The organism is Bacillus sp. FSL L8-0152 (genome assembly GCF_038006365.1).
Lineage (GTDB): Bacteria > Bacillota > Bacilli > Bacillales > Bacillaceae_G > Bacillus_A > Bacillus_A cereus.
This window is the reverse complement of sequence record NZ_JBBOVB010000001.1, coordinates 2427815-2445754: the sequence shown is the minus strand read 5'-3', so window position 1 is coordinate 2445754 and position 17940 is coordinate 2427815. Positions and strand designations below refer to the sequence as shown.

Below are 17940 nucleotides of genomic sequence, written 5' to 3'. Positions count from 1 at the left end.
TTTTTTGCTCCTTTGCTTTTCTTCAAAGCTATTAGAACTACCAATTTACAGATAAAAAACGTGGAGTATAAGAGATTTCTTCTTAGTCACATTTCCCCCACGAATCTCCGTTAAATTGGCAAATTTAATTTGAAAATCTGATTCATTTTCATACTTTACTTTCAAACTATGTTTATATGATTTTCAATTCAAGTAAGAGTATTTCATTTTCTAAAGTTTTCCCGAGTTTAAAATCAGAATTTTCAAGATAAATATATTGACACTAAAAATATAACACGAAACCAAAAAATGTAAATAAATAGTTTTTTTATAAAAAATAGTCAGACTATTTATGAGTTAATTCGTATTTCATTGAACCAACTACGGCCTCTCAATTTTATTGATAACAATAAAAAGGTCCCCTAAATGGTGATAGAGGACCTTTTTCCAAGTATATTCTATTTTAAATTTCTTACTTACCTTTTATTTTAAAAGATATTGCTGTAACTTCTTTATTAACAGTTCCATGCCGTTTGGACTTACAATAATCTTCCCATTCGCTAACGAAATATTGCTGTCTGAAATATCCCCTGTAAGTGCACAAGCTCTTGGAGATTGATATTTTCGTAAAATAATCTGATCCTCTTCTATAAACATTTCAAGAGAATCTTTTTCTACAATTCCTAAACTCCGTCTTATTTCCATTGGAATAACAATACGCCCCATGCTATCTGCTTTACGAGTAATTCCTCTTGATTTCATAAAATGCCACCCTTTATATTTATCTAATATTACGGTATTTATTTTAGCAATAAATAACAATTAGGAATAGTTCGTATTACAGTACTTTTTTTAGGAATAAATACCAATTAGGAATAACTTATGTTAGAATTATTTCTTGTTTATTCTTGATTTTTAATATATTTATCCTTGATCATTTTTATATATTGTTTCCTTTCTGTTAATTCAAATATAAATAATGCCTTTTTTATGTATGTTAAACCAACTTCATTAGAGTGCTGAACTTTTAATAAAATTGCACCTTTTTCAAAAAACAATTCACCTAATAAGTATAAAGTATTCATATTTATAGCTAATTTTATGCCTATTTCACTATACTTTATTGCTTCTTCATATTGATTTGCAAGGTGTAAACATTTTGTTAACGTATGAATGAGTCTTAATTTGATTTCTTTTTCTCTAGGGAATTCTATCTTATTAAAATTAATTAAGCTTTGTTTTAATATATTTATGCTTTTCTCATAGTCTTCATTTTCTGCATGTATTATAGCAATTGAATTCATTATGCTTATTTCTTTTTCTGATAAAAAGTTACTACTACTTAAGGTTTGTTTTAGTGCTCTATTTAAAATGTCAAAAGCATTAATTGTTGCTCCATTTACATAATATATAGCAATCGCTTCATGCCATAATAGAAATTGTTTATCTTCTTTTGATTGGAAATTATTTTCGTTTTTCTCTTTTTTCACTATTTCGTAAAGCTCATTATATTCTTTTTGTTTCACACAATCTCTCATTACACATTTTACATTTTCAATATATTTTATTTTTTTGTTTTTCGTTAGCGCAAATATATAATTTGGATCAATACCAAGTCTTTCAGATAATTGATACAACAATATGCTAGATGGATAAATAATACCTTTTTCTATCTTACTAATTTGGCTTTGTGAACATATTCCATGACATAATTCAGATTGTGACATGTTTTTTTTCTTTCTAAGTTCTTTAATAATAATACCAAGATTGTAGAATTCCATCTTTCCTCCCTCAAATGTAACACTTTATGAGTATAAGAATATTTTCCAACTTTTAATGTAATGTAAAATTAATATAGTTATAATTACTAATTATATGGATTTATAGTTTCTTTTACAAACTTGTATCACAATACGAGAAATTATTAAAATATGGTTCACTAATAATCAATGGGAGTTTTATTCATCCCCACTGATTATTAGTCCACTCCAGGCAGGCTTTTTCAGGGAGTCCGACTTCTTTGCCACATCTAAATTTTGAGGTGGGAGTCTTACTACCCGCAAATAGCCAGATTAAAATAAATATGATTTTTCACCTTTATTTCTTTTAATAGTTTCTTTTGATTTTTATATAAATAATTTCGAAGGAGCGTATTTTATGAAAAGAATTTTGACCGAAAGAGAGTTAGAAGTGGCTATTTATGTAGCAAAAGGATTTACAGATGTAGAAATTTCAAAAAAAATATATGTTACCCCTCGAAGAATTTCAACGATAATTAATCATATTAAAGAAAAATGGCATATTAATTCTAGAGTGGAATTAGGTATTTTAGTTTATCATTATGGTTTTATAGATGCACCCTTATTTTCAAATAAAGAAAATCATTTATTCGAAAAGGTTGCACAATAATTGACCAAGTATAATGTGGTTCATTTACAAATAAAAACAGAAAAGTCGCTGAACTTTTATTATTTAAGGTAATTCTGAAGGTGATGGGCATGTATGGCTTGCTAAAAGAAAAAATATAGATTGTATTTAGATATTTTAGTAAGAATGATTGTACCAGAAACTTTTAAAATCCCAATAATAGAGGACTCTTTGGATGTTTTATTGAAGGGATTCGAACGACTTTTAAAAGGTAAAAACATACCTTTAGACAATGTTTCTTCTTCAACAGCAAGTATAGCTTTTAATGTAGAAAATCCATCCATTTTGATTAAGCTTTTTTCAAAAAGGGTGGGTTTCTTCAGTTTATAGGAAAGGTATACTTAACTCATAAAAATTACAATAAAATAGGTAAAAATGCCATCGCATCTTTACCTATCCTATAGATAAACAGGTTTTCATAAGAAATAGAAAACTCCACTGAACACTATAAATATATTATTTTAAATTAATTGGTTGTTGTTGAGTAATACAATGGATCATACCACCATTTTTATAAAGCTCTCTTACATCAATCCCCACAACTTTACGATCAGGATAAAGTTTTTGAATCATCTCATTTGCTATTTTATCATTAGGATCATTATAGTTAGGAACTAAGATAACTTGATTCGCTATATAATAATTAATATATGAACCTTTATAATCAAGCTGCTTCCCATTTTCTAATGTAACATTATTCTTGCTTAGCGGCAGATATACATACTTGTACTTATTCCCCTCAGCATCTTTTGCCTGCAACAACTTGTTAATATCTTTATCAGACGTTCCCCATTCAGCTAAATCTTTTTTGTTTAATGTTATAATAGTAGATTTATCGTGGAATTTTGCAAATCCATCAATATGAAAATCAGTAATATCTAAGTTAGGTACTCCATCTAACCAAATAAAATTTGTTACCCCAAGGTCACTAACATATTTTTCAATATATTTTTCTGACAATTTTGCATTTCTATTTTTATTCGTTACAGCACTTCTAGTTAGTAAAGCAGTTCCATTACCATCTAATTCAAATGCGCCACCTTCAAGAACAAATTTATTCCAATCAATTCTTTCAATTCCTAACTGTTTACTAAGATTCTCACGAAGACGAGCATCTTTCTTATATGGTGTTTTCTTTCCCCATCCGTTAAATCCTGGGTCTAATATCTTTAGATTTTTGTCATTATCATAAACAAAAATTGGTCCAGTATCTCTCGCCCATACATCGTCAGTAGGTGCGATAAAGAAATCAATTTTCCCCATATTTACCCCGTGATCTATTAAAACCTCAGTAATTCTTTCTTTTTCTTCTTGATCATATGCAACAATATGAACTTTTTCGCCTTTGCTTAAAGCATTTGTCATTTGAATCCAAATTGGCTCTACTTCTTGCTGATATTTTTGCCCATATGTAAATTCATGAGGCCATTGTAGCCATGTTCCTTCATGTTTGCTTTTTTCATCTGGCATTGTATACTTTCCTACTTGTTTTCGTACCTCTACTTTCTTCATATCTTTTCTTTGCGTTTTTTCAATTTCCTTCGCCTGAACTTTCTCAATCCCTTTCCCTAGAGCATAACCACCGAAAATAGATGTGGTTAGTATAGCACTCATACACAAATTCGTTATTTTTTTCATTTCTTAACCTCCTTTTCTGTCTTACTGTAAACCTTTACATAGTGTGAAGGTCAAGCTTTTCCGTTTGAATTATTTAAATATTTTAAATGTGAAGTGCAATTTGAATCGAACTCTATACAAAATAAGTAAGAATCAACTATTCCTACTATAATCATCATTTTTTCATAATATCTTACACTCTTTTTTTGTTATCCTTTTTATACCATGTACTGTATTATTTTCGAAAATAATACAGTACATGAAATTTCATATTAAATACATATATATATTTATTCAGTTTATATTTAACTATTCAAAAGCAGTTACAATTCTCTCTTTCATTTTCTGTATTACTTCACTGCTCAATACTTTTTGACCAGCAGGAAGTTTTAATATGGCAGCGGCACCTTTACTAAGGTATATTTCTTGATCATTATTTTGATTTACTACCAATATTCCTTGCCCTTCAAATTCGAAATAAATAATATCTTTTGTTTCATTTGTATTATTTTTTATTGATTTATATAATCCATATAAATCTTTACTTCTATTTTCTCCGCCCGTTCGAATCGGTTCAGTATCATTCGCAACAATCAGTCCTTCTGGCTGCTCATCCTTCATAATAAACCATAGCTTTTCATTTGTTGGTAATAGTAAATACTTAAATTCAGAGCTATTTAAAATTTGCTGTGCTGGAATTGTTTCATAGATTGGTAACGAAAATGGAGATGTTGTTATTTTTTCAAAACTTAAATTTTCTGAAGAACCTCCCTTACTATATTGATAATCTTTTAATGCAATCGATTGTACTGATTCACTTTTATTTTTTGATGCATAACTAATTTTACTAGCAAAAATAATAACAGTCATTAAGCACATGCACGGTATCACAAGCTTAAGTAGTTTTCCCATTTATGAACCCCCGCTTTTAATATTATTAGTTTGCATGGATATTATAAACAGTTTCACTCCACCAAAAATTATTATTGTTATGGAACGTACTGAAATTATGATTATAATGATCACCATACCAAGGGTCCATGTATGTTATATAATCTGTTCCATTTGTCCCTTTATAAAAACCATCAAGTACTAGAAAGTGTCCGATGTTAGCTCCATTTTGCCACATAATGAGTGCAATCATCGGCTGATTACTATTAATTTGACTTTTGAACCAATCATAAGATTTTGCTCCAGAACTTATAGCTGAGCTAACACCATATCCCGATAATCCATATTGTATTTCACGTGAAGTTGCAGGATTATTATATGATCCACCCTTAACATACCTAACGTACTGATCTTGTGATGGAGTTTTCCCAAAATAATTTAAAACTGAAACCGAAGTGCCTGCCCAACACCAATTTGACCTTTCTTGTAATATGTTAGGTACAGATAATTTACGATCTATTGATGTATTTGGAGGATTTCCATTAATATACGCTGACGTTACATATACTTTTTTTCCATCTTTAAAATAATAAAACCAACGATTATCTAAATTTCCTGTCCAGTAATCTTTAACCGCTTCACCATACTCCCATCCTTTAAAAGATACTTTTGTATTTCCGGGAATCACATCTACAATATTTGCATTTAAACTTTTTGCCTCTCTAACATTTACATTCAATGGAGCTGTTGTTCCTGAAAATTCAACTTCTTCTGCTATTATTTTCTGAACACCAATAAAACTAAATGTGAAGAACAATAAAAACATACAAACAATAAAATGCTTTCTTTCCTTCATTTCTCCACCCCTTCATCAGTACTAAAAAACATCAACAATTCATCCTTATTAATTGTTCAAGCTTAATATTACATACTAACGAAAAATGACTTCTCATAAAGTGAAACTTTAATCAGTAGTGGTTTTATTCATCCCCCACTGATTATTAGTTGAACCAATCGGGCTGCCCGGCAAATAGTGGGATAAATTCCAATACAAAAAAGGAGCCTATAAATTTTTATAGACTCCTTTTTATTTCGTCGTTATTACTTAGCTAATTCTTTCGTACCCTTCATTACATCAATGAAGAATCCCCAGTTATTCACTACAGAAGAAATACTGATATGTTCATCTGGAGTGTGGACGTTGAAAATGTCTGGTCCGAATGAAATTGCATCTAATTCAGGCATCTTTTGAACGAATGCGCTACACTCAATCCCCGCATGTACAGCGAAGATTTCAATTTCTTTATTGTATTTTTCTTGATGTACTTTTTCAAATAAATTACGAATTTGTGAGTTTGGATTGTATGGCCATTCTGGATACTCTGACTCTATTTCAAATGTAGCACCAACTAATTCAGCAATATATTTGATTTCTTCTGCAACATGTTGTTTTAAACTACTTACAGAACTTCGCACTTCGTTACGTAATTTAATTTCATCTTGCAACGTTTCAATAACGCCTAAATTCGTTGAGCTTTCTACAAGGCCTTTAATATCCATGCTCATACTTTGAATGCCATTTGGAATTAAGAATAATGATGAAGTAAGCTGCTTTTGTGTCTCTTTAGCAAATACTTTTTCAACTGTTTCATCCAATTTTGTCAGTGTAACATGAACATCTGGATCAACAGCACGCATTTCTTCTTGTAATACACGTGTCCATGATTCTAGTTTTTCTTCTACTTGTCCTACATCTTCTGTACGAATTAAAATTGTAGCTACACTTTCACGCGGAATTGCATTCGTTTTTAATCCGCCGTGAACTTCACTTATGTAAAACTCCGTATGTGCTGATAAATCACGTAATACTCGTCCTAATACTTTGTTCGCATTACCGCGTTGTTTATCAATTTCCATACCAGAATGGCCGCCTTTTAGACCACCAACATATAGACGGTATGCATCCATATTCGCTGGCGTTTCATCCCAAATTACGGGAATTGTTTCAACAGCTTTCGCACCACCTGCACTACTTACAAGTAATTTATGATCTTCTTCAGAATCAATATTTATAAATATCTTTCCTTCAAAATGATTTGGATCAATAGCAAAAGCCCCGCCCATTGTCGTTTCTTCTTCAGTAGTGATAACGACTTCAAGTGCTGGATGCGGAATTTCTTTTGAATCTAATAAAGCTAATGCATACGCAACTGCAATACCATTATCAGCACCTAAAGTTGTTTGATTTGCATATAACATGTCCCCAATGATTCTTAATTCAATTGGATCTTTTTCAAAATCATGTACTGTTGCTTGATTTTTTTCGCAAACCATATCCATATGACCTTGAATAATAATAGCTGGTACATTTTCATAACCAGCTGTTGCTTCTTTTTTAATAATGACATTTAATGCTTCATCTTGAATGACTTCTAAGTTACGCTCTTTTGCAAAGCCCACTAAATAATCACTAATTTCCTTTTCATTACCTGATCCTCTAGGAATCTTTGAAATTTCTGCAAAATGATAAAATACAGGGTGCTTTGTTAATTGTTCTAAAGTAGAATACATTTTTCAAGCTCCTTTCAAAATGAAAAAATAGTATGTAAGTCTTTTATCATTATACCATGATTCATTATTTTACCTTTCTTTTAACTTTTATTGTTCATTTTATGTAAAACACTCTTACAACATTGTAAGGGCATTGTAATCTATATCGATTTTTCTCATTTAATAATAGCCGTATACTTTTTAAAGAAACACATTAAAGGAGATAAAGAAAATGAAAAAGTTTTTAGCAATTATTACACTATGTTTATTATTTTCTAGTTTTACTATTGGCTGTGAGAGAGCGTCACTAAATAGAATTGGCAAAGATGTATATTACATGCAGATAAAAGGCGAAGGAACTATCGAAAAGGTAGATGGTAGAAACTTACGAAACTATACGCTGCCCGCATATGATGAAGATGGCGTCAAAAAACAAATTACATTTAGAAGTACAAAAAAAGAAAACAATCATAAATTAAATGCAGACGCGTTTTTACGCCTTTATGTAGATCAAGATGATAATAATAAAAATGAAATATCATCAATTGAAGTAAAGTCCTATGAAGAGATTCAGAAAGCAGATTTGCCTGAAAAAATAAGAGAAAAGTTTACTATTGAATAAAAAAACAAAAGAAAATGCTCTATGCATTTTCTTTTTTTCTTTTCACCTGTATATATTTTGAACTACTATTATTCATCAGTTTCTCTAACCGATTTATATTCTCCGTTAATGCACCTTTCACAAGAGAGAAATCTGTATTGGATTCTTCTTTTTTTTCTTTAAAAAACGAAGACTTTTGTACATTGACTTCAGCCATCTCTTCTCCCCCTTTTCAAAAAGATACAACCTTTTATTTATATTATATAGCAAATGTAGAAAGAGTGTACACTTATGATTTTCTTTTTAATTCTTCTTCTAATTCTTCTACTTGCTGCAACGTATCCCCTTTTATTAAAGAGAAATCTGTTGTATCTTCGTTATCTTCTTTAAAAAAATCATTGTCATAATCTTTTACCACTACAATCACCTCTACATGCTAGTGTAGGAATGATTGTCCAATTTTATTCAACTTTGTCGGATTTTGTTTTTAATTTATGTATAGAAGAAAAGGACAGAAAAAGATTCTGTCCTTATTTACTAAAATAACTATGATGTATTGTTAAATTATATACATTTTCAAAATCCCGATCTTGCAGGTTATTTTTCTTTCCATCAATAACAATGAAAACGTCACTTACTATTTTTGCTGGTATAATCCCGACATTTTCTACTTGCACCGCTTTCTGCTCATTCAATTGCTCTATATGTTCTAACGGAACGATAATACTAAATTGCGAGCGAATACCACGAAAGTTTGTATTTAATTCCTTCGCGGCTTCAAAAACAACAATTTTCGCACCAATCTTTTCCCCATATGAATCTAAAAATGCATTTAAGCTCTTTGTATATTCCTCTTCCGTATGCCATTCCATCGTACCGAATACTGATGGATTAACATTTTGAATAATTGTCGTGTATATTTCTCCTCTCGCCTTAGATGCAATTAATGATCGTTTTATTGATTGAACTGTTTTGCCAATATCGCTAAATTTCGCACCCCATATTTCAGAAATATTAGGTGTTAAAATGAACGCAATATCAACAAAAATAACCATTGCAGTAAACATTAAAAGATTTTTCCAGAGGGTTAAATCAATTCCTTTTATCATGAAATACACGGTGACAGATATGATAAACAAACCATACCAAGTCTTTCTAATACGTTGCTTTTTCTCCTCGTATAACTCCTCATTTTTCCAATAAAAGAAAACAAGGACTACAAAGACAATCGCTAAAACAAATAAGCCAATTCGAATGTTAGAGATCATTAATCACATCACCCTCCATTCAAAAACTACTCACGATATCATTACATGCGCAAGCTGCTCTCTTTATGACAAAAGACGTGGACAAGCTTCTAAAATTAGCTACATCGCATATATATTAGAAAGTACCACGTCTTTTATCCTGTTATTTGTGGGCAGTAAGACCCCCACTGATTAAAATTTCACTTTACCATGAGTCTATATTGTATATGTAGACAAGCATTCATTTCAAATTTTCGTATTAAAAAGAAATATGTTTCGGAATTTCCCCTTCAGGTACTTCTCCATCCATACTTAAATAATAATGACGAATCGGACGTAAGTTTTCGTCTAATTCATAAACAAGCGGAATGCTAGTTGGAATATTTAATGAAACTACACCATCACTTGAAAGGTTATCTAAGTATTTTACTAGCGAGCGAATTGTGTTACCGTGTGATGAAATAATTACTTTATTACCACTTTTTAATGTCGGCGCAATTTCTGAATGCCAATAAGCAAGTACTCTCTTCTCCGTATCCTCTAAACATTCAGTTAATGGGAATTCACCTTTTTTGAGTGTTTTATATCTTGGATCATTCGCTTCATATCGAGAATCGTCTTCAGTAAGAGCCGGTGGTCTTACATCAACACTTCTTCTCCAAATATGAACTTGCTCCTCACCATATTTTTGAGCAGTTTCATCTTTATTCAACCCTTGCAATGCACCATAATGCCTTTCATTTAGCTTCCAAGATTTATGTATTGGGACCCAAGTAAGATTCATCTCATGAAGTACAATCCATAACGTCCGAATTGCGCGTTTTAATACAGATGTATAAGCCACATCAAAAGTATATCCGTTTTTCTTTAATATTGCTCCTGCTTCTCTCGCTTCACTTAATCCGTTCTCTGATAAATCAACATCTGTCCATCCAGTAAAGCGATTTTCAAGATTCCATAAACTTTGTCCGTGACGAATAAGTACAAGTTTTATCATTATAATTCCCCTTTCGGAAATGTGAATTTTATTGTTCTATTGCGTACACGTATAAAGTATCTAGTAATGTATCTTTTTATCCATTCACTCTATGACCAAATCATAGTTGCCAAATGTATGGATAAAATTTGTTCTTTTTCAAACGATAAAAACAGAAGTTTTTTCATTATTTTTGATCGACTGGTATTTCCCGTTTTGATACCCAAGCATCAAAACCTGATCGGCTATTTGCCATTTCATTCATAACTTGGTGCCAATTGTCCTCACATGATTCACCAAATTTTGAAAAAATAACACCCATTTGTTGTCTTTGTACATCACTCAGTTTTTTCTCTAAATCTGCACCTTTTTCTGTTAAAGACAACTGTTTTACACGTCGATCATGCATAGCCTCATTACTCTCAATTAAGCCCTTTTCCACAAGTTGACGTAACGGTCCGTGAAGGGCTTGTTTACTTATTTCTAATAGTGATAATAACTCATTTACACTTATCCCTGGAAAACGTGCGATAAAAAATAAAATTCGATGATGTACTCGTTGAATGCCATATTCTTTTATAATTTCATCTGGCTTTTCAGTAAATGTTTTATATGCAAAATAAAATAATGCTAATGCCTCATTCATCTGTTCTTCTTTATGTTGTGTCATCTACTTTCCCCCTGTATGTAAATTATACCACAATCTAGTAATGAATATTTTAATCAACGCATTAGAACTTGTTCAGTCTATTGAAACATTCATTGCATAATTAGGAACTGATTCATTTGAAAAAACAATACACTGTAAGTACATATTTATTGGATAGACTACACGAATTAGGAATTGAACATATATTTGGGGTTCCTGGTGATTATAATCTTGCCTTTTTAGATGATGTGGTGGCACATAAAAAGTTAAAGTGGATTGGCAATTGTAATGAATTAAATGCTGCATATGCAGCAGATGGGTACGCTCGCATAAAAGGAATCGCTACTCTTATTACTACTTTCGGTGTTGGAGAATTAAGCGCTATTAACGGTATTGCTGGCTCATATGCGGAAAACGTGCCAGTTATAAAAATCACGGGTACGCCACCAACAAAAGTAATGGAAAATGGAGCAATCGTCCATCATACGTTAGGAGATGGAAAGTTCGATCACTTTTCCAATATGTATCGAGAAATCACTGTGGCACAAACAAATGTAACACCTGAGCATGCTGCTGAGGAAATTGACCGTGTTTTACGCGCATGTTGGAATGAAAAACGCCCGGTTCATATTAATTTGCCGATTGATGTGTATAATAAACCAATTAATAAACCTACAGAACCAATTTTATATAAACCGATTTTAAGTAATAAAGAAGCGTTGGATAAAATGCTTCTACATGCCACTTCAATAATAAATAATGCCAAAAAACCTGTAATTTTAGCTGATTTTGAAGTAGATCGATTTCACGCTAAAGAAAATTTACATCAATTCGTAGAAAAAACTGGGTTTCCCATCGCGACGTTAAGTATGGGAAAAGGAATATTCCCAGAAAAACACCCTCAATTTATAGGGATTTATACTGGTGATGTAAGTTCTCCGTACTTGAGAAAAAGAATTGATGAATCTGATTGTATTATTAGTATTGGTGTGAAGTTAACTGATACTATTACAGGCGGCTTCACACAAGGTTTTACAAAAGAACAAGTTATAGAAATCCATCCCTACACTGTGAAAATTATAGATAAAAAATACGGTCCAGTTGTAATGCAGGATGTTTTACAACATTTAAGTGATTCAATTGCGCATCGTAATAAAGATACTCTTGAAATTAAGCCATTTATTTCAGCACCATCACCTTTTACTGAAGAGTTCAATCCAAAAGCACAAATGGTCACACAAAAACGTTTTTGGCAGCAAATGTACCATTTCTTACAAGAAAACGACATCTTAATTGTAGAACAAGGAACACCTTTCTTTGGTAGTGCTGCTATCCCTCTACCTAATAACACTGCATATGTAGGACAACCGTTATGGGGATCTATCGGATATACACTGCCCGCTCTACTTGGTACACAGCTCGCCAATTTATCACGGCGCAACATTTTAATTATTGGTGATGGTTCTTTCCAAGTAACTGCCCAAGAGTTATCAACTATACTACGTCAAAATTTAAAACCGATTATATTTTTAATCAATAACAACGGATACACTGTTGAACGTGCCATTCACGGCCAAAACCAACTTTATAATGATATACAAATGTGGGATTACAATAAACTATCAATGGTATTTGGATCAGAAGAAAAAAGTCTAACATTTAAAGTAGAAAATGAAGCAGAATTAGCAGAAGTCTTAACAAATATAACTTTTAATAAGAATCAACTTATCTTTATTGAAGTTATAATGAGCCAAAGCGATCAACCTGAATTGTTAGCTAAACTCGGGAAAAGATTCGGTCAGCAAAATTCTTAATATAAAAGCATAACCTAATTATACAATTGGTAGTGTAAAACTTGTTTTGAGAATAGTTTCGACACTCAAAATACATAAGGAAAAGGATGGAAAGCACCATCCTTTTCTATTTTAAGAGCATTCTTCGACTAACGCCCCGTATGACAAGCAAAAATTCTTAATCCATCTTTAACTTTATAGCTTTTGTCGCAATAAATGTTTTAATATGCTTATCTAATATCCTTGTTCCACCAAAATCATCCTCAAAAAAACCTGTTATAGCAAAACCAGCTTCAACTTGGCCTTGGACTTGGTCTTCTAAAGTATGCGCATATTCTATTGTTTGATTTGAATCGATGTAATCTTGAACTTCATCCTCTGGTAAATAATCCAATGTTGATGAAGGAATTGAATGTTTAACATCAAGAATACCTTTTTGTTCTTGGTTATCATCAAAGATCCATAGTAACGGATTTGTAAATCCAGCAATAAGAATACCTTTATTCTTTAAAACCCTAGAAACTTCATTCCATACAAGATGAACATCTTTTACAAACAAATTAGAGACAGGATTTACAACAATATCAAAATAATCATCCTCAAAATCACCAAGGTCTGACATATCTCCTTGTACGGTTTTTAAAGACAAACCATCCCTTTTTGCTACCTTTTCATCTTGTTCCAATTGCTTCTTAGATATATCAGTTACTGTTACATCTGCTCCAGCAGCAGCTAGAACAGGTGCTTGTTGTCCACCACCTGATGCTAAACAAAGTATCTTTAATCCATCTAATGACTTTGGAAACCACTCTCTAGGAACTGATTTTTCCGTAGTGACTGTAATCTCCCATTCACCTAATTTGCTTTTCTCAACAATCTCGCTACTTACAGGCTGCGTGTATCTAGAACCTTCTTCAACCTTCTTATCCCATGCATTGCTGTTTTGTTGTGTAGTATCCATCGCGATTAGTCCTCCTAACTATCTAGTTGGATTTTAAGTGTAAACTTATTAACTATTTATGCTTTCCTTTTTCTATTAACCCGTCTGATAGTTCATACATAGTTGTCTATATTTATATTAACAGATAAACACTAATAATTACTAAAAATTCTAAAAAGACACAAAAAAAGCATTCCAAATCTGTTGACAGTTGGAACGCTTTTTTATGTTATTTAGTTTTTCAAGCTTTTAACTAAATCCATTAAACAAATAAGCTATGCTTTTTCTTTTTTATTCCGCAAGAGTTAACTGCCAAGATACACCATACTTATCATTTAACCAGCCAAACTTTTTACTAAACGGATAAGAACCTAAAGGCATGAGAATTGCTCCATCCTGCGCTAGTTTATGAAAGACCGTTTCAATTTCTTCTTCTGTCTCACAAGTTACATAAAGAGACATAGCTGGAGTGAATGTAAAATTATGATTTACATAACTATCAATACACATAAACTCTTGGCCATTTAGCGTAAAAGTTGCATGAATTACAGTTCCCTCTTTACCAGGTCCATTTTCATCGTAGCGAGAAATACTTACAATTTCCGATTGATCAAATAGCGACGTATAAAAATTCATTGCTTCTTCAGCTTTGCCCTCAAACATTAAAAACGTAGTAATTTTTTGATTTGCGTTACTCATATGGAGACAGCCCCTTGTTATGTATTTATGTAAAACATACGTCACTCAAAAACCGAACGTATATTCCTATTAATATATTGTCTATAAAAACGATGAGTTTGTCAATTATCTACTTTATTATTTCTTCTTAAATAATGCTGTCCAAAGAAATGATTCTCCAAACATTTCATTCGGTTGTTTCATTTGTTTCATCCTTCTAATCTCAATTACCTCAAATTCTTTAAATATCTCTCTTAACTTTTCTTCCGAGTATGCAAGACCACCTTGTAGACTCCATTCTCTATATACGTCCCAATCTGTTATTTCTGATCCATTTCGCTCATCTAAATCGCCTGCCGCAAAACATGTTAATCCGAAATAACCACCCGATTTTAATGAGTTTTTAATTAAATCCACATAATTTATTCTTCTATGCGGTGGAATGTGATGCAAACAGCCCGAATCATATACAAAATCAAATTCATTTTGAACCTCTAAATTAAAGATTGAATCACAAATAAAATGAATTTCTACCCCTTTTGCCAATGCCCTCTCTTTTGCCCAGTTAATGCCTTCTACAGATAAATCCACTGCTGTTACATCAAATCCTTCATTCGCTAGATAAATTGCATTTCTACCCGGACCACATCCAAGTTCTAATACTTTCCCTTTTAAAACTCTCTCTTTTTGTATATAAGAAACTAGATTCTCATCTGGAACATTTTCAAAAAACGGAACATCCTTTTCTCTATTCTCATAAAACTCATTCCAAAAGGGTTCAGCAGGTCTTAATAATGAATCAAGCATTTTTAAAATATCTTCTTGTGTGTGTAACGTTTCAGTTTTCATTAATACCCCTCCATAAATTAATAGTCAGAAAATTATTATATATCTTTTCGAACTTTCAAACAAAGAAAAAACTCCTATATTCAATAGGAGTTTTTGTCTTTAAAATCCGAGTACAGCTAACCATTTTAACAATTTCTCTTCTCACGCTTTTAAATCATCATTCCTAAACTTGCCTAGTTGTATTTCACTAACAACTTCTCCGTCCTCCATAAAAAGAACTCTTTTTGTTTTCTCTGCTACCTATACAACATGAGTCACTTAAGAAGGTTACTTTGCTGAAAAATAAAGCCGATTTCGTTAAGGGATATTTTTGCTAACGCCTCTTCTTTCATACATGTTATTTCATACAATCATACTTTTCTAATAAAATAACGCTTTTGTTCACTTTTTTGATACATTTACGAAACATTCATGTGTTACCTTCATTAAGTTCTTTTCTTTTTATAATGTCGTGTGAGATATACCAACAGAGGAAGCCCTAGATCCCCTAATCTTAGGGCTTTTTTATAAGAATTTTATACATTTTATTATTTCCACTAACTCTTTAAATTGTATATACATAATATAAAATTTTCATGTTGTTATATTTTTTGATGGCCTCTTATCTTTCCTTAAAAGGCTTTTTTTCAAATAACGCTTTTATTTAATTTATATTTAAAAAGTTCCTTTTCATAAAGACTTCCCTTATATGCTATACTCATTCTTAAATAATTGTATAAGGAATGTTAAAAATGGATGATAGATCGTCAAGACAATGGAAATTGCGACAAAAGTTAAGAGCACTGAAAACCAAAAACAACAATGACACAAACCCTTTGTTTAGTGAATGCCTTGAATCCCTAGGAAACGAAACTCTCATTTTCTCCCAAGAAAAAAGCCAACAGATTGCTACTATTTTAATGAATTCATTTCCTATAACTGTCTCGGGAAGAATAGATTGGGAACAGATAGATAACCAATTCATAGCTTCGAACAAAGAACAAATAATTTCCCTTATTAGAGCAAACCAACTAGATTTTGACGAACAGATTTTTATAATATGGGATAACTATGAAATCCCTGTAGTAAGTACAAATCTTGATAAAGTATTCCAATCACTAGTTGACGTTGATGCAGTCAGTTTTTATTACTGGCTATTAGACAAAGAATATAGATTCGTAATTGAAATAAATGATGAAGAATTGATTAGGGTTGGGTTTCGCTAATACTCTAAGCATATTTCCTCATTCTACTGATCTGCAAAATTTAAATTGTATTATTTATCAAAGACTTAAAATATACGAATGTCACGTAAACCGATTGGTGTTAATCATGTTTATGTTTATAATTACGTTGATTTGGATAACTTGCATTTATAAAATGTAAATGTTTTACAAATTCAAGTTAAACAAACATTGTTATATCAAGGTTTGTTTGACCTAACATGTTATATTCTTGATACTAAGACGGTTTTTATGAGCATTTCGTATAAGTGTGATTTAACTGATTAAGACTATTTTAAAAAACGACATATCAGCGATAATTTATGTCTATTCTGTATAAGTGTTAGCAAGATCGCTTGCAAACTTGTTAGCACTTTTTTAAAACTTAAACCAGAGGAGATTCATACAATTTAGTAACAATGTAAAATTGAATTTATCAAGGATAAACCATTTAACAAATAGTTTGCAGCACTGAATGATTTACAAAAGAATACCCATCGATACACTACGAATAAAAATAATCAGCTAATCGAGGGAATATAATTATTTTTATTTAATTCGCACTTGTACTTCTTGTTCTTGTATTACTTGAATGATTAACTCCAATACAATATTTTGCATTAACTGATGCTCATTATCATGAAGTTTACTTTGTTCTGATATGTATTCAATACATTGATATATATACCCTTCTACCAATAAGCTCCCTTTTTCAACTGTAAGTGTATTTTGCTCATTCTTTTTTACCTTTGGTATTAAAAATTCGGTTTTTGTCAAAATAATCTCCTGTTCAACCTCTTTTATTCCTATGACTTTTTCTTTAAATACAACCTTTTCTCGTAAACTAATTTCACCTTTATATCTTCCTATTTCTATTGGTAGTTTCGCTGTAATAAAATTATTTACGTCTTCCCCATTTTCACTCTCTAATATTATACTGTGAATAGGAATCCATGAAGATGCCTCTACCTTATTCTCTTCTTTATTCCCTTTATTTTTTTGGTTATATAATTCAAAATGAATTCTCTTCTCATGAAGATTTAAAGAAACTAATTTACAATAACTATCCGAATAATATTGTTGCACTGTAGTTAATAACTTACAATCTAATTCACGCCCTTCTACACCTTTTTCATTCCTAAATACAAATGCTTCTTGATTTTTAACATTTATTTTTGGAAATATTTTAAAACTAGTTACTTCTGAAAAAATAGAAAATGGAGTTTTGACCACCAGTGAGCGTATTAAAGGCCCTATTTGTGATCCAGACGCTTTACCTTCTTTCTCTAATTTTGATGCTACATATTCTCCCTTTAATTCAGGTGGTATTTCTTCTTTTCCCCCTCTTTTTTCGTGTAAATTATCTTGTATATTCAGTTTTTTATACTTGTAAATTTCATCCCATATCCCCTTACCAATCCATGGATTTTTCATCACCATCCCCCCGTCTAATGAAATTCAAAAAATTTGTTTTTTGTATGTGACCATTTCATCATTATATATGTTGTATAAAAATAAAAAAGAAATTGTCTTTTTAACAA

Annotated in this window: 20 protein-coding genes and 1 pseudogene; 5 read left to right on the top strand and 16 right to left on the bottom strand. The window is 31.3% G+C overall.

The features are described from left to right. Positions 1 to 462: 462 nt before the first annotated feature. Both MHH27_RS12450 and MHH27_RS12445 read right to left on the bottom strand, forming a co-directional pair. Complete coding sequence (locus MHH27_RS12450) at positions 463 to 741, bottom strand: AbrB/MazE/SpoVT family DNA-binding domain-containing protein (RefSeq protein ID WP_000842216.1); 279 nt, start codon at positions 739 to 741, stop codon at positions 463 to 465. 140 nt (positions 742 to 881) lie between these two features. Beyond that, entirely contained in the window at positions 882 to 1760 is an 879-nt protein-coding gene (locus MHH27_RS12445) for a helix-turn-helix domain-containing protein (RefSeq protein ID WP_000397972.1), read from the bottom strand. A gap of 376 nt (positions 1761 to 2136) precedes the next feature. Here MHH27_RS12445 and MHH27_RS12440 point away from each other — a divergent pair, with 376 nt between their 5' ends. Both MHH27_RS12440 and MHH27_RS12435 read left to right on the top strand, forming a co-directional pair. Then, on the top strand, positions 2137 to 2388 hold the full coding sequence (locus MHH27_RS12440) for a response regulator transcription factor (protein ID WP_044306588.1): 252 nt from the start codon (positions 2137 to 2139) through the stop codon (positions 2386 to 2388). Positions 2389 to 2532: 144 nt separating this feature from the next. Further along, entirely contained in the window at positions 2533 to 2736 is a 204-nt protein-coding gene (locus MHH27_RS12435; protein WP_340942742.1) for a hypothetical protein, read from the top strand. 126 nt (positions 2737 to 2862) lie between these two features. On the opposite strand, the gene MHH27_RS12430 is transcribed toward MHH27_RS12435, so the two are convergent. The 4 genes from MHH27_RS12430 to pepD all read right to left on the bottom strand — a co-directional run bounded on the left by MHH27_RS12430 (position 2863) and on the right by pepD (position 7485). Further along, entirely contained in the window at positions 2863 to 4044 is a 1182-nt protein-coding gene (locus tag MHH27_RS12430; protein ID WP_340942740.1) for an agmatine deiminase family protein, read from the bottom strand. Between the two features lie 288 nt (positions 4045 to 4332). Beyond that, complete coding sequence (locus MHH27_RS12425) at positions 4333 to 4935, bottom strand: hypothetical protein (RefSeq protein WP_000517268.1); 603 nt, start codon at positions 4933 to 4935, stop codon at positions 4333 to 4335. A gap of 25 nt (positions 4936 to 4960) precedes the next feature. After that, the gene (locus tag MHH27_RS12420; RefSeq protein ID WP_000664543.1) at positions 4961 to 5770 is read right to left on the bottom strand and encodes a papain-like cysteine protease family protein; all 810 of its coding nucleotides are present in this window, start codon (positions 5768 to 5770) and stop codon (positions 4961 to 4963) included. Between the two features lie 245 nt (positions 5771 to 6015). Beyond that, positions 6016 to 7485, bottom strand: coding sequence for a beta-Ala-His dipeptidase (gene pepD, locus MHH27_RS12415; RefSeq protein WP_340942737.1), 1470 nt, complete (start codon positions 7483 to 7485; stop codon positions 6016 to 6018). Between the two features lie 211 nt (positions 7486 to 7696). Here pepD and MHH27_RS12410 point away from each other — a divergent pair, with 211 nt between their 5' ends. Further along, complete coding sequence (locus MHH27_RS12410; protein ID WP_098329469.1) at positions 7697 to 8086, top strand: YxeA family protein; 390 nt, start codon at positions 7697 to 7699, stop codon at positions 8084 to 8086. Between the two features lie 19 nt (positions 8087 to 8105). Here the strand turns inward: MHH27_RS12410 and spoIISB are convergent, their stop codons facing one another. The 5 genes from spoIISB to MHH27_RS12385 form a co-directional block, all read right to left on the bottom strand. After that, positions 8106 to 8282 carry a stage II sporulation protein SB gene (gene spoIISB / locus MHH27_RS12405; protein ID WP_088024060.1) on the bottom strand — a complete coding sequence of 59 codons (177 nt, stop codon included), beginning with the start codon at positions 8280 to 8282 and terminating at the stop codon, positions 8106 to 8108. A 72-nt stretch (positions 8283 to 8354) separates the two neighbouring features. After that, entirely contained in the window at positions 8355 to 8483 is a 129-nt protein-coding gene (locus tag MHH27_RS12400; RefSeq protein ID WP_000237818.1) for a hypothetical protein, read from the bottom strand. A gap of 112 nt (positions 8484 to 8595) precedes the next feature. Further along, positions 8596 to 9333 carry a type II toxin-antitoxin system SpoIISA family toxin gene (locus MHH27_RS12395; RefSeq protein ID WP_000624982.1) on the bottom strand — a complete coding sequence of 246 codons (738 nt, stop codon included), beginning with the start codon at positions 9331 to 9333 and terminating at the stop codon, positions 8596 to 8598. Between the two features lie 238 nt (positions 9334 to 9571). Next, a complete protein-coding gene (gene gpmA, locus MHH27_RS12390) occupies positions 9572 to 10309 on the bottom strand; it encodes a 2,3-diphosphoglycerate-dependent phosphoglycerate mutase (protein WP_098533817.1) in 738 nt (245 codons plus the stop codon). 166 nt (positions 10310 to 10475) lie between these two features. Further along, positions 10476 to 10958 (bottom strand): MarR family winged helix-turn-helix transcriptional regulator, encoded by a 483-nt coding sequence (locus tag MHH27_RS12385; protein WP_000191887.1) that lies wholly within the window; start codon positions 10956 to 10958, stop codon positions 10476 to 10478. A 107-nt stretch (positions 10959 to 11065) separates the two neighbouring features. On the opposite strand from MHH27_RS12385, the gene MHH27_RS12380 reads away from it, so the two are divergent. Further along, positions 11066 to 12751 carry an alpha-keto acid decarboxylase family protein gene (locus tag MHH27_RS12380; RefSeq protein ID WP_340944832.1) on the top strand — a complete coding sequence of 562 codons (1686 nt, stop codon included), beginning with the start codon at positions 11066 to 11068 and terminating at the stop codon, positions 12749 to 12751. 157 nt (positions 12752 to 12908) lie between these two features. Here MHH27_RS12380 and MHH27_RS12375 read toward each other — a convergent pair whose 3' ends face one another. The 4 genes and pseudogenes from MHH27_RS12375 to MHH27_RS32015 all read right to left on the bottom strand — a co-directional run. Further along, the gene (locus tag MHH27_RS12375) at positions 12909 to 13691 is read right to left on the bottom strand and encodes a class I SAM-dependent methyltransferase (protein WP_098533822.1); all 783 of its coding nucleotides are present in this window, start codon (positions 13689 to 13691) and stop codon (positions 12909 to 12911) included. A 270-nt stretch (positions 13692 to 13961) separates the two neighbouring features. Then, positions 13962 to 14369: a VOC family protein gene (locus MHH27_RS12370; RefSeq protein ID WP_000063589.1), complete on the bottom strand. Its 408-nt coding sequence runs from the start codon at positions 14367 to 14369 to the stop codon at positions 13962 to 13964. 117 nt (positions 14370 to 14486) lie between these two features. Next, positions 14487 to 15197 carry a class I SAM-dependent methyltransferase gene (locus MHH27_RS12365; RefSeq protein WP_340942715.1) on the bottom strand — a complete coding sequence of 237 codons (711 nt, stop codon included), beginning with the start codon at positions 15195 to 15197 and terminating at the stop codon, positions 14487 to 14489. A gap of 141 nt (positions 15198 to 15338) precedes the next feature. Beyond that, positions 15339 to 15437: pseudogene (locus tag MHH27_RS32015) on the bottom strand (ABC transporter ATP-binding protein); the annotation flags it as partial. Positions 15438 to 15928: 491 nt separating this feature from the next. On the opposite strand from MHH27_RS32015, the gene MHH27_RS12355 reads away from it, so the two are divergent. Continuing rightward, entirely contained in the window at positions 15929 to 16402 is a 474-nt protein-coding gene (locus MHH27_RS12355) for a CDI toxin immunity protein (RefSeq protein WP_048558849.1), read from the top strand. A 546-nt stretch (positions 16403 to 16948) separates the two neighbouring features. Here MHH27_RS12355 and MHH27_RS12350 read toward each other — a convergent pair. Beyond that, positions 16949 to 17833: a BC_2427 family protein gene (locus MHH27_RS12350; protein WP_340942712.1), complete on the bottom strand. Its 885-nt coding sequence runs from the start codon at positions 17831 to 17833 to the stop codon at positions 16949 to 16951. Positions 17834 to 17940: the final 107 nt, after the last annotated feature.